A 19,964-nucleotide genomic window follows, 5' to 3' on the forward strand; every position below is an offset into this window, starting at 1 on the left:
TCCTCGCAGTTCCACTTTTTTGCCAAGCCGCACGTTGTTTCAAATCAATGCCGTTACTGGTCAATTGCTGATTGGCCACTAGATCAGAAGACATAGACGACATTCGTGCAGGCGTATCTGGCGGGGAAAAAAAATTATGCTGCGTTCAAGCCTTTTATCGGCTACATCGATCCTTGTTGCACTAAGCGGCTCATGCGCTATTGCGCAAACTGCCGGCGAGCCGATCGTCAACAGGGATACTCCGACACCCGAATGTAGCGCTCGGGTGAACGTCGACCGCAACGGCGAGCTTCCAGGCTATGTCGCTGACTGGGACGGAAAAAAAGTATGCCTCCCCTTCACGCCCACAAACCAGCTTCTAGCGCTCGGCGTCTCGCCTGACGATTTCTATATCAAAGATTTCTCTGACGCTCGCGTTCGCGAAAAGTGGGTGGCCTGCAAAACCGATCCGGCTTGTGCCGAAAAAACGCTTGCCGCAGCGAAAGGTTTTGCCAAGTTCGAGCCACGCGATACGGGAAAGGTCGATAAGAAAGGCGCGATTGATTTCGACGGCATGGTCGATCTTGCGAGTGTTCGTCGACCGTCCTATTTCGGACAAGCGCCTTACAGCGAAGCCATCGCCAATGCGGACAAGCGAACCAGCATTGTCGAATTCACTGTGCTGCGCGATAGCTATGAACAACGACATCTAAAGCTCACTGGCGACATCAAGCTGCGTGGCTGGTATATCCGGGCTGACGGCGTGACCGCCGATGATGGCCAGAAGATCCGCGGCCTTGTTATCATGAACAATGGCGGCGGCAGCGAATTTACCGCGATCGACAATACGAAGACCGCGCCATTTACCGTCGACGTGACAACCGGAGACTACAGCCCTGCCAAGAGCGACGAGCTAACCGAGGAGCCCGGCATTCGTCATTGGCGCGGCTTCCTATCAGATTTGAACATGGCGGGTTTTGACATTCTCATCACTGATCGCCGCGGAAATGGGATATCTGGTGGTCGAAACGGTTTCAACACCGCCGAGCAGGCCAATGACATGTTCCGAGAACTGGAGCAGCTTGAGACCGGCGCTGGTTTGCGGGTGCTTGGGCCAGATGGCAAGCTCTCACAAGGCGGCGAAGCGGCGAAGATTTTGCGCGATGGAGCATCTTTTCGCGACATGCCCGTTGTTGTTGGCGGCTACTCGCGCGGCTCCTACGCCACTCAGTGGTTCATGCACAAGAATTTTGTCGAAAATTGCAACTATGACGTCGCGGAACCCAACTGCGCCAAGCCTATCGGCCTTTCCAACGTCAAGGGTGCAATCCTCTACGGCCCCAATTCGGCAGGTCCAGGCTTTCGCTTAGCCGGGCATGATGCCGTCGAAGGCGCGCTCCGCGTTGACTTCAACACCACCTACTATGTCGACTCGGTGGTGCCAGCGAACGTGGACAAATGGCCGGGGCTGCAGATTATCAAAGGCACTTGGGACTACGTCGAGGGCCTGGAAGGATCGCTCGACACCTATAAGCGTGCCAAGGGACTAAAAGATATCAGCGTTTTTCTTGGGCCCCATATCCTGCAAACGCAGAATCCGGAAAACATGAAGTTCGCAGGACAAAGGATGGTAGCCTTCGCAACTGCCGCAGTGCTCGGGAAGAAGGAAGTCGAAGGAGCAAAAAACCCGAAGGACCTCAAGGACCTGGTGACCTCTGTCCCCCATGTTTGGGAGCTCTCAACAGCGCTCCCTGCCGAGAAGTGAGGAAATCGGAAGACGGTGACAGCACTCACTAAATGCGGAGTATAACTGCCTTTTTCGACTCAATGTTAAAACCTTTTGGCGACCTGTCGCCTACTTGGCGCGGCCTTTTACCGCTCCGCCATAGCGATATCGGACTTTTCTCATGGTTTAAAGTTTCTACTATTCACCACTGTTTTTTCGGTCCGGACAAGGAAAAAGATTTCTTTGGCTCACCTTGATGGGACCAGAACCTACGACCCGGTCATTAGAGGTCAAATCACTAGGATTCCTTAGACGTTTCATCAGCTTATTGGTGGAGGAACGCTGTGTCAGCCTGTCGAGGGAATACAAGTTCGCGGGACGATGAACCTACGCCCTCCGCAATGACGACCGGATTGTACTGTTCGATCTTTCCGCTTGCGAAGGTAACAGAGACGCATCTGCGACCTCCTCGCTCTCGATCGGGTCGAAGGGCGCTTGGTTGGCTTACAGGAACCACGCTTCGGCAGCTGCCAGCAGTTTCTTCTCGTCTCGCATTCCTTCTTGGAACAAGCGGAAAAGCAGCATTGCGAGCTCGTCGGGATGCGTGTCGTGTATCGGCACTGCCTGCGCAAATACTCTTTCGAGCAGAGCCAGGTCTTCAGGCCGGAGAAGAACATCAGAGGGAATTCTACCGCGCATAACGTAAGCTATTGTGAGGTTGGTCGGTTGGCAAGTGTTCGTGGAAGTATGATGAGCGCTACCACTTCGTCGTTGGCTCGTTCTCGCCAGACTGACTAGGCTGCCACTGTTCACAGAAACACGACACAGACTTTACTGCGGTGCGCAACAGAGTTGGGTCTTGCCACACGGGCGCCGAGCGGCAGCGAACGCGCCGCCCAGCGAGATCATGCTTCGCTCGGCCCCCTTGGTGCAGGCGGTTGAGAATGACGAAAGACATACTGGTTTTATACCGGGCAGCTTCAATGGCGCTCTCGGCTGGATGCAAACCGATGATGTCTTCTGTACTGAAAACGATATCACTTGGCACTAGGTGCAGGTCTCGCGGCGGCTGAAGATGCGATCGTCACATTCGATCCGCTGACAAGTCTTATGACATCGGAAATAAACCCTATCCATGAATGCCGGCATTGAACTCCACGCTTAACGTTACGCCAACCATGTCGGCGGCATAGGAGGCTACGTAAAGAATCATTCAAACACCTCCCGGTAGGCTTTGACTCGAGGCAGGCAGAGCAATGCAGATCGATTTACAAACTCTCTGGTACTTAACAATCGGAACGCTGCTGGTGTCAGCTTCGCTTCTCCTTTGGGAAAGGCAGGCTTATCCAGGTCGCGCACGCGTGCTCGATGTTATGGCCGCGGCTCTCTTCGCGTTCGTTCTCGGCTGCGCACTTGCAATGAACCGCAGCCACATTCCGGTCGCGCTCGGCATGGGGGCGACGAACATCCTGATGATGTTGGGCTACCTTTTGGTCCTAAACGCCATCGCCGCCCTCGACGGTCACCGATATGTCTGGTCGTCTGCTGGAGCGCTAAGCTTCCTGGCCCTCGCCTGGGCGATCGCTGGCACGCACTTCCCGGCCGCCTTCTGGAACCATGTTTCGTCTCTCCCCATCGCGCTGACCTGCGGCCTGACAGCGTGGATAGTTCTGCGCAGCCGCACGGTTCAGGGACTGCGCTCACGTCCGATCGCAGTAGCGATCTCGGCCGTCCATGCCGTGTTCTACCTCGGCCGCGCGTTCATCGCCCCTATCCTCCTCCAGCAGTACGGGCCAGATGTTCTCTCCACCATCGGAAAGGCGACGATGTACGAGGCCGTCTTGTATTCTGTAGCGATGCCGATGTCCTTTCTGATGATCGTTCGAGAGGAGGAGAAGCAGCACCTGCTCCGCCTGTCGCAAACCGATCAGTTGACCGGGCTTGCGAACCGCCACGCCTTTTTTGAGCAGGCAGCTCGGATCATCAGGGAGCGGCAAGGCCACCCCGTCTCCCTGCTTGCCTTCGACCTCGACCACTTCAAGGCGATCAACGACCGTCACGGCCATCCAGTCGGAGATCAGATTCTCAAGTTGTTCGCAGAGACCGCCCGCGAAGAAGCGGGACCCGACGCGCTTCTTGTCCGGCTGGGTGGTGAGGAATTCGCCGCACTCCTGCCACGGTGCAACCATCATCAAGCTCTCAGTCGTGGCTCGGTGATCGCACGCCGGTTCGCCATCACAGCCGCGCGAGCAGAGGGCCTGAAGACCCAGGCGACCGTCAGTATTGGTCTTGCGGCACCGGACTGCCATGACCTCGCGGAAATGCTCGCGAGCGCCGATGGTGCTCTGTACCGAGCAAAAGCCCTTGGACGAAACCGGGTTGAGACAGCCTGCCCAAACGAATTTCCGCTGAGGCCCGAGCCGCTCCCTCGCACTTTGAGTCGCGGGTCGCGGTGAAGGCGCGTTCTAGTTCGGTGTCGCGCTTTCGAACGAGAGCACCATCGCATCAGCACTGTCAGGCGATTTGCACGAGCAGTTGATCGTGGCGAAGGATGGCGGAATTGCCCGCGGCTCGCGACAACGGTAGAGCGCCGACCATCTGCGCGACTGTCATGGCTAAAAATCTCCGATGCGCCGCCCTGGCAACCCCGGCCAACGCGCATTTTAGGTTCCGCTTGAAAATGTAAAAGATAGCAACAGCGAACTACATCAAGCACGCTTGGGAGTTCTTGATTGCTCTTTCCTTTTGAGGACGAGCAGTGCGAGCAATAGGTTGGCCGTCTCCACCGCCTGCTGGAAGATCGACACGAACGGGCTGTCGGCAGGGATCTCAGTACAATCCGCATCGAGGATCCATTCGACACGGGCGGGATGCTGGCGCAGATAAGGATCGGCCTGGCAGACGTTGCGGACGTGTTCTTCGATCTCGCGCTTCACAAGGCCACCGAGGGCGAACTCGTCCTTCTCACTCGGCAGATACTGCGCGTCGATGATGATCTCGGCGCGGCCGGCCATCGAGGACGGATGCTCGCTTGCAGTCATCTGGGTGACAATGATCTGGTTGAACAGATCCATCAGTGGATGGTTCTTCTTCGGGTCGAACATCCAGCGACGGATGAGGGTGTCGATGCCGTCGAGCATCTGGCGGCAAAGCTGCACGGCGTCGACCGGCCCGCTCGTGTACCAAGCATTTGGCGTCAGCTCGGCATGGGGTGGAGAGGTAGGAGACCAATAGCTTAAGGCTGACACTAGTGAGTATCGTCCCGGACCTTTGCCGGTAGGATGCGAACAGATGCGAATGAATGCTGTAGGAGAGCCGATGTTGCGGCGGCGCGACCGGCTCTCCGGAACTACCCCCGTCCCTCGGAAGGCAGTTGATGCTTAGTAAGCATTCGGTTGCAACGTGAGCAACTGTTGATAATTAATGATAAAACGTGAGGCCCGGAGCCTGTGGAAGGGAAGCGACTACCGACGCCGAGCCTCTACCGTGGATGCATTGAGGGGAACGCCACGGTGAGAGAACCGTACCGGGCGCCGGCTTACTATGCCATAGGCTAGATCTAGCCCCGGCACAGAGGTCTAGCGCGCACCCGAGAGTGCAGTCCGCTACGCTAGACCTCCGGCCGCCAGCCCGAATGAAATCCGATGGCGAGCGTAGGATAGCCGAAGCGCCGGCAAAGCCAATCGGCTTTTTCCTCACCAGTAACTCATGAAGACCGCAGCGACATAAAGCACTGCAGCGAAGGCTGCGGCGATCGCGAAAAGCGTGGACAGGTTCCGCATCTGATTCTCCTGTCCATCGATCAAAACACTGTACGGCCCCTCGTTCCAAGAACGAGCGCTGCTAGCCTTAACGCTTGGTAAAAATCCACAGCCGCTGATTCAAAACGCGGCATTCCATAGAAACTCGACATGAACCCGTCTCTGCACGGTTTAAATGCCGCCAGATCTTACGAACGCCATAGTGTTGATTTCCACTGAGAGCTGACTTGGCGCAGCCTTATAGGGGGTGCGGACGAAAACTTGGACCACCAAGGAGGTAGTTCATGTATTCCTACGCAGACAGACTTCGAGCGGTTGAGCTGTATCTCCGGCTCGGCAAGCGACTTAACGCGACCATTCGGCAGTTGGGTTATCCTACAAAGAATGCCCTGAAGGGTTGGTACCGGGAGTATGTCGAGAACCGCGACTTGCGTGTTGGGGCGGTAGCTCGAGCACCGAAATTCTCCGAGGCCCAAAAGCAGGCCGCACTTGAGCACTTTCGCACCCATGATCGTTGCATCTCTGCGACGATGAGGGCGCTCGGCTATCCTGGACGAGGAACACTGACCGTATGGGTTCGTGAGGCGTTTCCGGAGACGCGAACATCGATGGTCGGTCGGTCATGGCATCCGGGCTATAGCGAGGATGTGCGGCAGGCTGGTGTCATCGGGCTATGCGGTGGAGATGAAACCGCACAACAGGTAGCTGACCGACTGGGCGTCTCAAGGCCGACATTGTACAGCTGGAAAGATCAGCTACTCGGTCACGAGGCTCACACATCCATGAAACGCCGCAAAGCCAGCCCCAAGGTACCTGAACGTGAAGAGCTCGAGCGACAGCTTGAAACCCTCCAGCGTGATGTCCGCCAGTTGCAGCTCGAGCATGATCTCCTGAAGAAGGCCAACGAACTCATAAAAAAAGACCTGGGCGTCGATCTGCAGATCCTGAGTAATCGGGAGAAGACACAGCTGATTGACGCCCTTAAAGAAAATTATCGCTTGCCAGAACTGCTGGCCGAGCTTCGAATTGCCCGAAGCTCCTACTTCTACCATCGTGCCCGCATATGTTTGGTAGACAAGTACGCCGCCGTGCGCCTCAGCTTAGCGGAAATCTTTGAAGCGAACCGCCGTTGCTACGGCTATCGGAGAATGCAGGCGTCGCTGGCCAGACAGAGCGTGATGATCTCGGAAAAGGTCGTCCAGCGCTTGATGAAGCAGGAGCAACTGGTTGTTGCCAAGCCGCGTCGACGGCGGTTTGGATCTTATCTGGGAGAAATAAGTCCCGCGCCCGAGAACCTGATCAATCGTGACTTCCATGCAAAAGCGCCGAACGTGAAATGGCTTACAGACATCACCGAGTTCCAGATCCCAGCTGGCAAGGTGTACCTTTCGCCGATCATCGACTGCTTCGACGGCATGGTCATCAGCTGGTCCATCGGAACCCAACCAGATGCGGGTCTCGTCAATACCATGCTTGATGCAGCCATCGGGACCGTGGACGACGGCGAACAACGGCCAATCATCCATTCCGATCGCGGAGCCCACTATCGCTGGCCTGGCTGGCTCAACAGGATCAGCAATGCGCAGCTGGTCCGTTCGATGTCCCGCAAAGGCTGCTCGCAAGACAACGCAGCTGCGAAGGCTTCTTCGGCAGACTGAAAACAGAGCTCTTCTATCCACGTGACTGGAAGGCCATCACAATCGAACAGTTCGTCGCCGAAGTGGACGCCTACATCCGCTGGTACAATGAGAAGCGTATCAAGTTATCGCTGGGATCGCTCAGCCCGGTCGAGTATCGTCAGAGCCTCGGCCTGAACTTATGAAGCAGTCCAACTTTTTATCCGCACCCCCGCAGGGTCAGCTCTCAGTGGAAATCAACAGTACTGTTCTTGCGACGCTGGCGCTGACCGAGTTTGAAAGTTTGACAGCGAGGCGGCCGCTAAGAAGAATGTCCGTACCGCACTCGAGAAGGTGGCGGCTACGCTTGGTAACACCCCCGCGGTTTGTCGGCGTTGCTACGTGCATCCCCAAGTCATCGAGAGCTACATGTCAGAGACGCTGACACCGCAGATTGAACACGAGAGAGAGCGTGACTGCGCGATCATGTAGCGGGATTACGACCCGAGGAGGCGCTGGTGCTGGCCTTCCTAAAGCAGCATCTGTCCAACAAGCTGATCTGACAGGAAACGATCGTGCGCCAATAACCACGCGGTCGGGGGCACCTTTTCGCTTCCCCAGCGCCGAGCTCATGCAGGTGGCAGGCCACGGACGATTCCGCAACTTACGAATCAGCGCTGGCGGAAGCCCCTAAGTACTCCGCTCAATCGAATCCAGTTGTTCCTTCGTCAGCTTGATGTCATTTGGTCAACCGAACGAATTCACCATCCGGCGCGCAAACGGATGCGGCAGTATAGAAAAAGTCTTGACGCTCAAACCCGCCACCGTCCTCCCACGCGTGGTTGACCTTCTGATCGCACTCCAAGATCTTATCCAGCGGGCTAGCCGCGTTCTTGGGCATCTGCACTTTGTCCACGAACAGGTAGTGGCTAGTATTGGGATCGTCAGTGCGCAATACGGTGTCGTACTTCAGTGAGGCGGTGTACCCAGCTTGACCCTTGCCTAACTTTTCGCAGAAAACGTCCTTGTTCGGGTGCACTTTCGCCTTGTACTCAAGCGGACATCCGTCTTGCTTAACTTCCATCTGCAGCACGAGCTTGGAGTACTTTCCTAGCTCGAACTCCTCTCCGGGAGATATCGTCATATCCCCTTGACCGGAATTTTGCTGTGTCTTTGGTTGATAGATAACAGTTCCGATGGCTTGCTCTGCGGAGCTGCCAGCCCGTGTAACAAGGATCGATACTTTCTTGTACCAAAAGCCTTGGGCTTGCGTGGGTGTGAAAGTGACTGACTTTGGTTTCATCGGCGCTATGGCCGAGGCAGCGACACCAATAGGAATGGTCTTCAGGCCGATCATCCCCAAGAAAGCATTTTGCGAACTACCGCTAACGGTCACCAGCACTGTCTGCCCGGTCATGGAAACGTTATATGTCATACCGGCCGGCAAGCTCTTTGCGTAACCCGCTAGAAAACGTTCAGCTGCAACCTTGGCGGCACCTGCATTCGTTCCGTTAAAGACGCGTGCGCCAGCGAGCGCCGCGCTATCGGCAACACCCTGTGCGCTAACTTTCTCGCGGGTTGCCAAGGTGTAGTCGATCGCTCCACCGGCAGCTATGATCAGCGGCGTCGCCACAAGAGCCGTAATCATACCAAAGTTGCCACCGCGATCCTGTAAGATATTTCGTATAGTCAAAGTCGTCCCCCCAGCGTGTTCGTTGTTTTTAGAAGTGGGAGGTAAAAACGAACGTAAGGAACACGGTATATTAGACGTCAACACTTGGCGTTGTTTATTGCGTAATTGCTTTATTAGCGTTTACTAACTAATAAACCGCCCTCGTAGTCTCGGCCGATCCGTAACTTAGCGAAGATCGCCCTCCCCGACGTCTCACCTGATCCATAACTGCTAAAAAGACGTCTAGTAGCTTTGCGCACCGGCAGTCGTTCTAGCCGGCAAAATGGCCGCAAGTCAGCCTGCTTGTATAATTCCGAGCTGCTTCTCAGTGACCGCCATGACCGGAACACGGTGTGTAATCGTTTATCAGCCACGGAAGCATGTGCGGTTAGCCCGAAGTAGGCCTGCGATCAGGTGATCGATCAGCGCCTTAACTTTTCGCGATGGTTTTGGGCCGGAGGTGTAAACCGCGTACACGCCTGCAGGCTCCAGCGCATATCCTTCCAGCACCCGGACAAGTCTGTTGTCTGCTCGTTCGTCTGCCGACATAACGCCCGAAACAACGGCCAAACCCAATCCCTGAACACATGCTGCCAGAATTCCGGGGGCAGAGTTGATCGTAAGTCTGCTGCGGACATCAACCAAGATCAGCGTATCGCCCTGCCAGAAACGCCAGCCTACTGGACCGAATGCGCCGTAGCCGAGAATGCAGTCATGTGCAGTGAGCTCCTCCGGGGTAGCCGGGGTGCCGTTTCTGGCAAGATAGTTCGGCGATGCTACGACCATTCGTTCAAGCGAGCCAATTCGTCTGGCACCGAATGTCGAGTCGGCTAGTGCGCCGGTTCGGATCGCGAGATCGACACCGCCTAGGACCAGGTTTTGCCGTTCATCCGCCATCATGAGCTCGACCCGAAGGTTGGGATACGGGTATCCCGTTATTGCCCTGTTTTGTCGGCGACGCAGACCCGTCGCTTTCCCGTGTCCCAGGAAGTCCGGTCATACACACTGGGGATGTCTGGCTCCTAACCCACAGCGACACCCGGCAAACTGCGCGCGTCAGACTTCTGTGCGACCGTATACGCGACACCATGCGAAGGGTCTCCGCCATGGTCGAGGGGCGAGCGGACCGTGTTGTATCTGACCATGACGACCTGGAGGAAGGTGCGAAAAGACAGTAGCCTCGCCTTGATGGGATTCGAACCTTTGGCACCCAACGTTAAGGAAATTATTTCCGCTTAACGTCCATTTGCGGCTCAGTCGCCTTGAACGGACATAAACCGTCCATCCGCGGAACCACAGCGCTAGTTGGTGTGCATGCCGATGATTGGCGTCATCAATTTGATGTGCGCATCGATACGCTCGAGCACCCTTGGCGGAACGACCTCACGGTCTGGCAGTGACCACCATGCTTGGTTCACCCGCTCCACAGTTTCGGTTGCGGCTTGCAGGACGGCGGCCTCCGGCAGGCGCGCACGATTGGCGAATGCTTTCCATCGGTGCATATTCAGCGCTTTGAAGGGGCGCTCGCCTGCAAGCGATAACGCCATTGCGTCTGCCGGAATATAGGGAATGGTCGAGAGTACGTCATAGACCGGCGAAAGCCCAGGTTTGTCGCCCTTATCCCGATAAATCACTGACCAGTTTTTCAAGTGCATGTCACCGTTCCCAGTGATGGCAGCGAGAGCCAGCCGACGCACGAATTCGAGTGCGGCCGCGGACGATACGGCAACGTTCAAGGCTGCCGCGATATCATGATAGGCGGCACCTTCGTATTTCCGCGAAGGATAGACGCCGAACACCTGCGCGAAATCCTCAATATGTATCCGATCGCCACCTGCCTCGCGATCGAAGCGTTTGACGAGCAGCACTTTCCCATCCGACAGCGTCTCGAACTCCTCCGGGATACCTTCGAACTCCGATTGCTCGACCAGTTCGCGTTCCGGAACCTCCATGCCGATGGCTTCAGCTAGTGCGAGATTGGCATATTCGTTTTCCGACACCCCGGGAAACGAGGTCGATGGAAACTTGGCGATGTAGGATCCCTGGTCATCACCGAGCGGCAGTGTCAGTCCGCCGCCCTTCCCCGTATTTTTGATGACCGAAAGCTTCATCTGGACGCCGGCAAGCGAGAACCGCGCCTTCGGCTTCGGAACAGGCAGCTTGTCGAGACTCGCAATCGTTCTGTCACTCGGTACGACGCGGACAGCGCCAGGCAGATCCGAACCCAGCGCGACGAGCAAGTCGAAATCGTTTCCTGCACGAATACTTCCCGCGTGGTGTTTTTCCATCGCCTCGCGCAGTTTGTCTTCCGGGAGCAGATTGGCGAAGAACGCTGGCAACGCTCTGGCGACAGGTTTCGGATCCTTGCGCAAGCCTCCGGTGGCTGCGCGAAAAGAAAGGCTGACCACAGGAAAGCCGCCAGTTGCGCGATAGTTATCCTCGAAACTGAAGACGTTGAAATCGCCGGGCGTCCTGACGATCGTGCCGACCTTCAAATGGTTCAGCAGCACGTCGAGCGACGAGATGGATCTCGGATCAGATAAAACTTCAGACATTCTCATCCCCGTCTGGATGAGCCATGAACGCCGGGAGATCATCAAGATCGTCATGCGGCCGCAGCAACGCATCGACGGCCGGAACCATCGCCTGTGGGATGAGCATTAACTCAAGTCCGAGAGCGCGAGCAATATTGATGAGGGTTGTCGTACGCGCAGCAGTGCTTCCGGCTTCTATCTCACGATAGCGGGGACGCGATATACCCGACATGTCGGCAACCTGCTCCTGGGTCAATTGCCGGCCTTTTCGAGCAGCCTTCAGCAACTGCCCGATTTCCAGCAAGAATTCTGACGCAGAGCGTGCCATCCGACCTCCCCAACCGTTCTCCGTAAAGTAGGGTAAGTTATCTCAAACATTCTAACATCAGTCAATCTAAATGATATATAAACGGATCATTGATCAATAATTGATCCGTTTATATATCATTTATGCCTTTCCTGAATTGTGATGTCGGAGCCAGCGAGTTGCACCCATCTTACATGCTTTGTTAAAGGCACGACCCTATTTCCGCTGGCCCTCGGCACTGGTGCCAGAGAGAAACGGAATGAGCATGCCCAAACACGATCTTTCATCACGTCATTTCCAGCGAAAAATTTCGGAATTTTGCGAGGTGCGTATTGCGCCCATATCCACCAAGCGGGTGCTGGAGAATACGCCTTTTACAGGTACCCTGATCTCCAAGCATTTGGACCCGGCCCTGTGCTGAATGAACTTTCCATTGGCCGACGCGACCATCCGCTTGACCAGGAGCATACCCATACCGCCGGACTTTTTGTCACGAGATGCCGGAAATGGAATGCCATCGTCATCCACCGTGATCGCCGCATGGCGCTCGTCATAGCGGCGAACTGCTATTTGGATGTGACCAGCCTTCCCTTCTTTGAAAGCGTGTTTGACAGCGTTGGTCGCGAGTTCGTTCACTACGAGCGCGAGGGTGGCGATATGCTCCTATGAAAGCCCTTGAACTTCACACTCGATCTTCGTCGAGATCAGAATCGAACGCGGCTCAGCCTGGCTGGGCAAAGCCTCACATACCCCTCGAATGGCGCAACCCAAGCTTGGAGAGCGCCGCTGATTGATTTCACTGCGGGCACGGGCCAGTATGCTAACGCGAGCCATGGCATCTGCCAGGGCATCGCGGGTTTCGGAATTCGTCGCGAGGCGGCTTTGCAAAGATAGCAAGCTAACAACAAGCTGGAGATCGTTGCTGCACCGATGATAGGTTTCGCGCAGCAACAGATTGTCCAGTAAATCCGGCTGCTCTGAAAAGGACGGGCTCGCTTCGTTTTTTCTCAATCATTGCATGTTCCACCGGTCCAACTGCGAGTGCACGTACAAATGACTACGAAGCCATGTCCCGTGGCTATCACGCAGCCAACGCATCCTTTCTTTTGGAAAGTCGTCGGAACATCAGGAGAAATACTACGTAGGTTTCCGCACCTTTACGCCGGCCGCAGACGGTGCAATGCCAGCCGCGAGCGCAATCTGGCCCAGTTCGGTCAGGCTGCCGGCACCCAGTTTGCTCATTACCTGGGATCGATCCAGTTCGACGGTTCGAGGACTGATACCAAGTGTCTGAGCGATGACCTTGTTGGTGCCGCCATCTACTAGCCCGCTCAGAACCTCACGCTCCGCGGCGTCAGGCGGGCGATATGCGCACTGGCCTCCTCGTTTCGCGCTGTCGGCCGCGAAGCTGTATGGGACTCCGCTAGGACTACCTTTAGCTTATCACGCAATAGACCTTCTTCGTTCACCAAGATGAAGTCGATCGCACCGGCCTTCATTGCTGCAACCGCTGCGTCAGCGCCGGCCGTGGCATGATCCAGTGCTATGGTCGGCAAAGCGATAGACCGTGCCTTGAGCTCACGCGGAATCGAAAGGCCATCATCTCGCTCCCATCGGAGATCGACCAGAACGGAGCCCGATGCCAGAACAGGTGCTATGTCGAGGAAGGCGCTTGCGCTAGCGAAGATACGGGCGTGATAACCATCCATTCGGACCAGACTAGCAAGGTTGCGCGCTTCGGTCCCCTTGGCACTGACGATATAGACCTGACGGCTATCCTCCTGTGTCAGGTCCTCGGCGATGCCCCCGATGCGCGTGATAGAGCCATTGATGTCACGGATCGGGAAACTGGTATCCCGCAGCCACCGCATCGTGTCGTCTTTGGGTCGCACGATGCGGTATTCATACTGCGTAACCTCGCCGGCCATGACGCTGTCAAAGGCGCGGAGCACGCCAGAGCGATCATCAGGGTGGACGCCTTCTATCCAGGTATCTAGGTTCTCCGGGGCCGCATCCATCGGCTCGCCCCAGATCCGTGAATAGGCGGCGCTGTGGTAGACAATCGTTCGCGATGCCACCTCGGCAATCCAAAGCAGGTTGCTGCTGTTTTCGGCGAAGCTACGGAATTGCGCTTCACTCTCCCGTACGGCAGCCTCATTGCGGCGTTGCTCGGAAACATCGATGGCGGCGCCAATGAACCCAACGGCGCGACCGTCCCTGAATTCTGTTCGACCCGATGTCGCGATGTGGCGAGTAATGCCGTCATTCCGTCCGATCACGCGATATTCAATTGCAAAGCGACCATCTCCTGCCGGGTCGACGCAGGCGGCGATGGCTTGCCGAACCCCGGGAAGGTCGTCCGGATGGATACCTTTTTTGTATATCGACGTATCGACTGGATCGTTCGGCGATAGGCCCCACATGCGATGTAGTTGCTCGTCCCAATCGAATGTGCGTTTAACAAGATCCCACGCGTAAATGGCAAGGCCGACGAGCTCGGTTGCGGCACGCAAGCGCGCTTCGCTCCGCTTTAAGGCCTCTTCGATGGATCGCCGCTCGCTGGTGTCTCGCGACACACCAACGACAAGTTCAACCGATCCATCCGCAGCAAGGATAGGACCCCAACGAAAGGCAAAGTAGGCGGCGTGGCCCGTGGGACTTGTAAAAAATACTTCATCCCCGACAGTCACAGCATCCCTGAAGATGTGGTCGATGTGATTGTATAGATGGGTTGCCAACTCGGGTGGGTAGTCCAGATCGTCGGAAGTTCGGCCAAGCATTTCGCCCGCAGTTAGCCCGAACAGCGCGAGCATTACAGGATTGGCGTAGACGAACCTGCGCTCGGCATCAAACGCGTACACATAGTCCGGGGTTGGATGACAGTGTCGCTTCCAGAAACCGCGATTCGCTGGCGTAGCTCGCTGCGGCCGCCTCGATTTGCTCGCGAGCACGCTTGAGATCGTTGATGTCCTGCACGACGACGATCGCTTCATAGACCTTGGGACCTTCGCGGCGGAAAGGAACTGCACTGACGCGCATCCACCGCTCTTGTTCATCGCTGCCCTCGTAAAGAAAGTCGATGCCCGGCATCACGCGTTCGCCGCGGAGGGCGCGCGCGCCGGGGTAGTCACTTGGGCCGATCAATCGTCCGTCTTTATCGTACCCTCGCCAGCGCCGTGTCTCGGTCGGCTGCCGCGAGGGCAGACGATCGAGTCGTGCATAGTCGCGCAGTGACTGGTTGGAATGGATCAGACTGCCATCGCTATCGTAGATGCCCACCCCGAGAGGCAGGTTCTGCAGAACCGAGGCGAGCAGCAGACGCTCGTCCCTCAAAGTGTGTTCTACAAGCTTCTGGGTAGATGCTTCCTGAGCGGTATCATCGGGTGATCGGTCATTAGACACATGTCAGCCCTCCTGCGCGCATGTTGCCGTGACGTGTAACGTACATCGTCAGGGAAAGTTCCTTAGGGATCGCCCTTATTTACCCCATGCGAACTTGATTTAAATCAGGTCGAGCGTGACACGGGAGAGCTGCCGATCAAGCAATCCATCCTGATCCCGTCTCCGGCGTAAAGATGCGGGACCCGCCAAGGTCCTGCACAACGTAAGATATGGCAAATGCCCGAGTTCGGAGGAGGCCCGTTCCGTCCTTACAGAGGCCGCGCTAATAGCCGGGAGGAGTATAGGAAATGGATCTTCAACAGCTTGTTGGTGCAGGACTGATGTTACTCTTCCTCGCCGACATCTTCCTTACCGTCCTCTACGCTCGGGCCGGCACAGGACTTTTTGCGGCACGATGGAACAGGTTCATCTGGGCAGTAGTCCTTGGTGCCTCCCGGCTGTCCGGCCGTTACCGCGCCACGATTTTATCCTTGGCAGGTCCTCTCATCGTCGTCGCCTTGATTGGTGTTTGGGCTCTCGGGCTAACGATCGGGGCTGCACTCATCGTGCACCCAGAGCTCGGCACAGCGGTTCGGCCAAGCAGTGGCGCCTCGTCGACGGACTTCGTGACCGCTCTGATGGTGGCCGGCAATAGTCTCTCGATCGTCGGAGGTGGTGATTATTCTCCCCATACATCTGCTACGCGCATTCTCTTCCTCGTCAATTCGCTGATCGGTGCATCGGTCCTGTCGCTGGTGCTGAGCTATCTCGTGCAAGTTTACTCGGCCCTCCGTGAGCGGAACGCACTGGCGCTCACCGTTGAACTGATGACCGCCGGTACCGGAGATGCCGCTGAAATGTTGGCACGGTTGGGCCCCAATGGGAAATTCACCAGTGCCAATAGCGAGCTCAGCAACGTTGCGCGTTCCCTTGCCATGACAAAAGAGGCACATCATTTTTATCCCTTGCTGTTCTATTTCCGCTTTGAAGATCCTCTCTACTCCGTGTCGCGCATGAGCTTCATCTTGCTCGACCTGACGACTTTGATCGAGGCGGCCCTCGATCGCAATAAGTACGGCGTATTGGTACGCTCGGTGGCGGTCCAATCCCTGCATCGGTGCGCCCGCCTACTGCTCGCGACACTGGATCAGAATTTCCCGACAGTCGATGAGAAACAAACCCTCTCGCGGACAGCAGTTTTTGAAGCGAGCTATGCCGCGGCTTTGGCGGTGTTACGCAATGCCGGCATCGAGACGAAACCAGATGCCGAGCGGTATGCCTATCAACGCAGCCAGTGGGAACCGCTAGTCCGCCGCGTAGGTCCGGCGTTGGGATACGGCATGGACGAAATCGACTGCCGCCGCCCACTGAAGCAAGCCGCTACCTTCGAGTGAAGGGAACGCTGCAATCACTCGGATACGCCGTTGATCACAGAACCTTGAGAACTATCTCCTTCCGACCGGCAGCTGCAGGAAATCCGATGACGAGACGACCTATCGACGATGCAGTGGAGGCGACGGAAAAGCTTCAAGGCATCGTTCGCGTCCGAGGTGCACGAGAACATAACCTCAAGAACGTCGACGTCGACATACCACGGGACGCGCTTGTCGTCTTCACTCGTGCCTACGGATCCGGAAAATCCTCGCTCGCCTTCAGTACCTCTACGCCGAGGCCCAGCGCCGCTACCTGGAATCCGTGTCTCCCTATGCTCGCCGCCTCTTCCCGCAGATGAGCGTGCCTGACGTCGACCTAATCGAAGGCCTCCCACCCGCGGTTGCCCTGCAGCAGCAGCGCGGATCGCCGACAGCTCGCTCCTCGGTCGGAAGCGTGACGACAATCTCGAACCTCCTTCGCATGCTCTATTCGCGGGCGGGCGCGTATCCGCCGGGCCAACCTCACCTCGATGCAGAGTCGTTCTCGGCGAACACGCCCGAGGGTGCCTGCCCGCAATGCCACGGCCTTGGTCGCGTCCACGAGGTGACCGAAGCCTCTATGGTGCCGGATCTCTCCTTGACCATTCGCGAGCGCGCGGTGGCAGCCTGGCCGTTGGCATGGGGCGGGCAGAACCTCAGAGACATTCTCATCACGCTCGGCATCGACGTCGACAGGCCGTGGCGGGAGCTTCCGGAGAACACCCGCCAGTGGATCCTGTTCGTCGTGGAGCACGAGCTCGACGTCGTCCGCCACGCGGACTGGATCGTCGACGTAGGTCCGGCGGCCGGCGAGTTGGGCGGTGAGGTCCTCTATAGCGGCCCACCGGAAGGCCTGCGGCAGGTCGAACGATCCAAAACTGCCAGGCATCTGTTTGCAGAAGCTGGAAAGTCCTCTCGAACTCGCAGAGAACCAGATGGATGGCTTCGTCTTTCCGGCCTCACACGAAACAACCTCCGTGACGTCGATTGCGCCTTCCCACTCGGCGTGATGACGACGGTGACTGGTATCTCCGGGTCAGGCAAGTCGAGCCTGGTCAGCCAGGCGCTTGTCGAGCTTGTCGGTGAAGCGCTTGGCGCTCCAGTTCGCGCGGAAAACCATGCGGAGGACGACGCCGGACTGGAGGTAGAGCCGGGCTCGCCGACGCAGGGCATGATCGAAGGTGGTTTCGACAAAGTCAGGCGCCTCATCGAGGTCGACCAGAAGCCGATCGGCCGGACGCCCCGCTCCAACCTTGCGACCTATACCGGGCTCTTCGATCATGTTCGCTCGCTGTTTGCCGCCACTCCAGAGGCAAAGAAGCGCCGCTACGACGCCGGGCGGTTCTCCTTCAATGTCGCCAAAGGCCGCTGCCCCCGGTGCGAAGGGGAAGGCTTTGTCATGGTCGAGCTGCTCTTCCTTCCGAGCGTGTATGCCCCCTGCCCGACTTGCCATGGCACCCGCTACAACCCGCAGGCGGTAGCGGCCTTACATCGAAGCAGCTTGGAGAGTAACGACGTGTGCAGTCATAGAGGTTCCCCCACGGAGAACCCCTCGTCTTCCGCACAATGCTCATTTAGATGATTGAAATAGGAGGGCAAGAGCCCCCTTGGGAAGATGTCAAGAAGGCGCGAGCGCTTCAGCGGAGAAGATAAGTTCGAAGACGACGCCTTCTGGACGGTAATCTGTAAGGCATGCCGCACCTGCAGGAGCTGGAAATGCCCGCTCGATCAGAACGGATCCGAAGCCCTTCTTCGACGGGGGTTCTACGGGCGGCCCGCCGGTTTCCCGCCAGATGAGGCGCACTCCTGTCGCGCCGTCGCGGCTCCACTCGATTGAGACCATACCAGCGTTCTGCGAAAGGCTGCCGTACTTGGTTGCATTGGTCGCAAGTTCGTGGATCACCAGCGAAAGTGGAAGAGCGAGCTCCGGAGACAGGACGAGGTCAGGCCCCTCGGTCGCCAGGCGGGATGATCCCGCATCCGCGTGGGCGCTAACAGCCCTGGATACGATTTCGCGAATAGAAGATGGAGCGGCGTCTTTTGCAAGGAGGAGGTCGTAGGTTCCCGCCAGCGCTTTCAATCTTTCCGAAAAGGACCTGAAGCGTTCCGGATCTGCGCGGTAGAAAGTCTGCCTCGCGATAGCCTGAACGAGCGCAAACCCGTTCTTAACCCTGTGCGCCAGCTCTCGAGCGAGCAGTCCCCGCTCCTCCTCGGCGGCCTCGTCGCGGCGGCGTCTGCAGTCGAGTTCGTCGAGTAACCCGTCCAGCGTGGAACCGACTTCGCCTAGCTCATCTCTAGCTGCCATCCCGGTCCGTGCAGAGATTTCTCCGCGCCGCCACCTCTCCATCACATCTGCGATATGGCGCACCGGAGCAACCAGAAACTTGTTGCCTATGTAAACGGCCGCGAGGAAGGACAGCAGGGCGCCGACGACAATGGCGACTATGTTGATCAGTGTCGCCCTGTTGATGGGCGCGAAGGCCTCGCCACGTGAAAAGCCTGCGCTTACGTAGAGAGGGGTGCCCGGAAGTGAGATCGGCCGATAGCCCATCACCCTCTCGTTGCCGTCCTGGCTCGTCACTTCGAGGACACCCGGAGCATCTGCACGAACTAGAGATCTGAAGTGTTCGGGAATGGCGGTTCCTACGAAGCGTTCGGGAAATGGGGCTCGGGCGAGGATGGTGCCCTCCCCGTCCGCGACCGTCACCGCGTTACCGCGCGCGACACCACGCTCGGTGATCCGTGTCTGTAGCCAATCAAGTCGGACCCCGGTGACTACAACGGCCTTGATGGCGTCCCCCTCCATCACGGGAAGTGCGACCGGAAGCACGGCGGCGTCAGACATCCGGCTTTTCGTGTATGTTCCGACTACGAAGCCCCGTGTTTCAATGACTTGTTTGAAATAGTCGCGGTCTGCAAAGTTCGCCTCTGGAACCAGCGTGCTACCGCAGATGGCCCGCCCCCGTGGATCCGTGACAAATATCGTTCGGACGTTTCCGACCTTCGACGCCACCGAAGTGAGGGTTTCCGAACACCGCGCGGCTTCGAGATCATGAACCGATGGCATCGCACTCACGGCGATCAAGAGGCTATGGAGTCCTTCGATAATCCTCTCCACCTCGGAGGACGCCTGACGGGCGGCCTGCGCTGCCTGATCGCGCACTTCCTCATTGCGCTGGTAGCGCATCGAGACTTCGTTATATGCAAGCAGCGCGACGATTGGCACGAGTGCCGCGACCGCTACTGCGACCAGCTTCAGCTTCATGTTAACCCCCAGTCCGTCGATTCTTCGTAACATAAGCTCGATTATCAGGCCAAAGGGAGAAGGACGCTATGGCTAGATGTCGTATGCTATGCGGGGCAGCGAGCGGCAGTTATTCGGGCTGTCAGACTGTCATGACTCGGAGGTCCTACGCGGTTGACGCTCACGCAATCGCACTAAGAAACTTGGCGTCAATGCGCTTGATGCAGCAGTCGTAGGCGCTATGGCATTGTGTTCGACAAAAAGAAGATCGTGGAAAGGCGCCTGGATGCTGCCTTCGTTTCCTCGCATGGTTATCATCCCAAATACTCCGA

At 57.2% G+C, this 19,964-nt stretch carries 15 protein-coding genes and 1 pseudogene; 5 read left to right on the forward strand and 11 right to left on the reverse strand.

Annotated elements, in window-relative coordinates; translation table 11 throughout:
* Positions 1 to 136: 136 nt before the first annotated feature.
* Both ACQY1J_RS22800 and ACQY1J_RS22805 read left to right on the forward strand, forming a co-directional pair.
* On the forward strand, positions 137 to 1,744 hold the full coding sequence (locus ACQY1J_RS22800) for a hypothetical protein (RefSeq protein WP_430252224.1): 1,608 nt from the start codon (positions 137 to 139) through the stop codon (positions 1,742 to 1,744).
* Positions 1,745 to 2,961: 1,217 nt separating this feature from the next.
* Complete coding sequence (locus tag ACQY1J_RS22805) at positions 2,962 to 4,161, forward strand: diguanylate cyclase (protein ID WP_430252226.1); 1,200 nt, start codon at positions 2,962 to 2,964, stop codon at positions 4,159 to 4,161.
* A 252-nt stretch (positions 4,162 to 4,413) separates the two neighbouring features.
* Here the strand turns inward: ACQY1J_RS22805 and ACQY1J_RS22810 are convergent, their stop codons facing one another.
* Entirely contained in the window at positions 4,414 to 4,863 is a 450-nt protein-coding gene (locus ACQY1J_RS22810) for a hypothetical protein (RefSeq protein WP_430252228.1), read from the reverse strand.
* Positions 4,864 to 5,750: 887 nt separating this feature from the next.
* Between ACQY1J_RS22810 and ACQY1J_RS22815 the strand changes: the two genes are divergently transcribed.
* Positions 5,751 to 7,288 (forward strand): IS3 family transposase gene (locus ACQY1J_RS22815; protein WP_430252230.1). Its coding sequence is split into 2 segments (ribosomal slippage): positions 5,751 to 7,098 and positions 7,098 to 7,288, totalling 1,539 coding nucleotides; the frame shifts between segments, so codons are not numbered across the junction.
* A 533-nt stretch (positions 7,289 to 7,821) separates the two neighbouring features.
* Here the strand turns inward: ACQY1J_RS22815 and ACQY1J_RS22820 are convergent.
* The 9 genes from ACQY1J_RS22820 to ACQY1J_RS22860 form a co-directional block, all read right to left on the reverse strand.
* On the reverse strand, positions 7,822 to 8,775 hold the full coding sequence (locus ACQY1J_RS22820) for a TadE/TadG family type IV pilus assembly protein (protein WP_430252232.1): 954 nt from the start codon (positions 8,773 to 8,775) through the stop codon (positions 7,822 to 7,824).
* 345 nt (positions 8,776 to 9,120) lie between these two features.
* Positions 9,121 to 9,654 carry a substrate binding domain-containing protein gene (locus ACQY1J_RS22825; RefSeq protein ID WP_430252234.1) on the reverse strand — a complete coding sequence of 178 codons (534 nt, stop codon included), beginning with the start codon at positions 9,652 to 9,654 and terminating at the stop codon, positions 9,121 to 9,123.
* A gap of 401 nt (positions 9,655 to 10,055) precedes the next feature.
* On the reverse strand, positions 10,056 to 11,309 hold the full coding sequence (locus ACQY1J_RS22830) for a type II toxin-antitoxin system HipA family toxin (protein WP_430252475.1): 1,254 nt from the start codon (positions 11,307 to 11,309) through the stop codon (positions 10,056 to 10,058).
* Positions 11,302 to 11,616: a helix-turn-helix domain-containing protein gene (locus ACQY1J_RS22835; RefSeq protein ID WP_430252236.1), complete on the reverse strand. Its 315-nt coding sequence runs from the start codon at positions 11,614 to 11,616 to the stop codon at positions 11,302 to 11,304. The genes ACQY1J_RS22830 and ACQY1J_RS22835 overlap by 8 nt, the downstream gene beginning before the upstream one ends.
* Positions 11,617 to 11,886: 270 nt before the next feature.
* Positions 11,887 to 12,231, reverse strand: a complete 345-nt coding sequence (locus tag ACQY1J_RS22840; protein ID WP_430252238.1) for an ATP-binding protein — start codon at positions 12,229 to 12,231, stop codon at positions 11,887 to 11,889.
* A gap of 27 nt (positions 12,232 to 12,258) precedes the next feature.
* Positions 12,259 to 12,606: a histidine kinase dimerization/phosphoacceptor domain -containing protein gene (locus ACQY1J_RS22845; protein ID WP_430252240.1), complete on the reverse strand. Its 348-nt coding sequence runs from the start codon at positions 12,604 to 12,606 to the stop codon at positions 12,259 to 12,261.
* A 126-nt stretch (positions 12,607 to 12,732) separates the two neighbouring features.
* Positions 12,733 to 12,930 (reverse strand): LuxR C-terminal-related transcriptional regulator, encoded by a 198-nt coding sequence (locus tag ACQY1J_RS22850; protein WP_430252477.1) that lies wholly within the window; start codon positions 12,928 to 12,930, stop codon positions 12,733 to 12,735.
* The gene (locus tag ACQY1J_RS22855; protein WP_430252241.1) at positions 12,927 to 14,456 is read right to left on the reverse strand and encodes a PAS domain S-box protein; all 1,530 of its coding nucleotides are present in this window, start codon (positions 14,454 to 14,456) and stop codon (positions 12,927 to 12,929) included. Before ACQY1J_RS22855 ends, ACQY1J_RS22850 begins: the two co-directional genes overlap by 4 nt.
* Positions 14,443 to 14,997 (reverse strand): hypothetical protein, encoded by a 555-nt coding sequence (locus ACQY1J_RS22860; protein WP_430252243.1) that lies wholly within the window; start codon positions 14,995 to 14,997, stop codon positions 14,443 to 14,445. The genes ACQY1J_RS22855 and ACQY1J_RS22860 overlap by 14 nt, the downstream gene beginning before the upstream one ends.
* Before the next feature lie 287 nt (positions 14,998 to 15,284).
* Between ACQY1J_RS22860 and ACQY1J_RS22865 the strand changes: the two genes are divergently transcribed.
* Both ACQY1J_RS22865 and ACQY1J_RS22870 read left to right on the forward strand, forming a co-directional pair.
* Positions 15,285 to 16,370 carry an ion channel gene (locus ACQY1J_RS22865; protein ID WP_430252244.1) on the forward strand — a complete coding sequence of 362 codons (1,086 nt, stop codon included), beginning with the start codon at positions 15,285 to 15,287 and terminating at the stop codon, positions 16,368 to 16,370.
* Positions 16,371 to 16,456: 86 nt separating this feature from the next.
* Positions 16,457 to 17,592: pseudogene (locus tag ACQY1J_RS22870) on the forward strand (hypothetical protein); the annotation flags it as partial.
* 414 nt (positions 17,593 to 18,006) lie between these two features.
* Here ACQY1J_RS22870 and ACQY1J_RS22875 read toward each other — a convergent pair.
* Positions 18,007 to 19,653 (reverse strand): sensor histidine kinase, encoded by a 1,647-nt coding sequence (locus ACQY1J_RS22875; RefSeq protein ID WP_430252246.1) that lies wholly within the window; start codon positions 19,651 to 19,653, stop codon positions 18,007 to 18,009.
* Positions 19,654 to 19,964: the final 311 nt, after the last annotated feature.

The organism is Neorhizobium sp. DAR64860/K0K1 (assembly GCF_050500205.1).
GTDB classification, from domain to species: domain Bacteria; phylum Pseudomonadota; class Alphaproteobacteria; order Rhizobiales; family Rhizobiaceae; genus Neorhizobium; species Neorhizobium soli.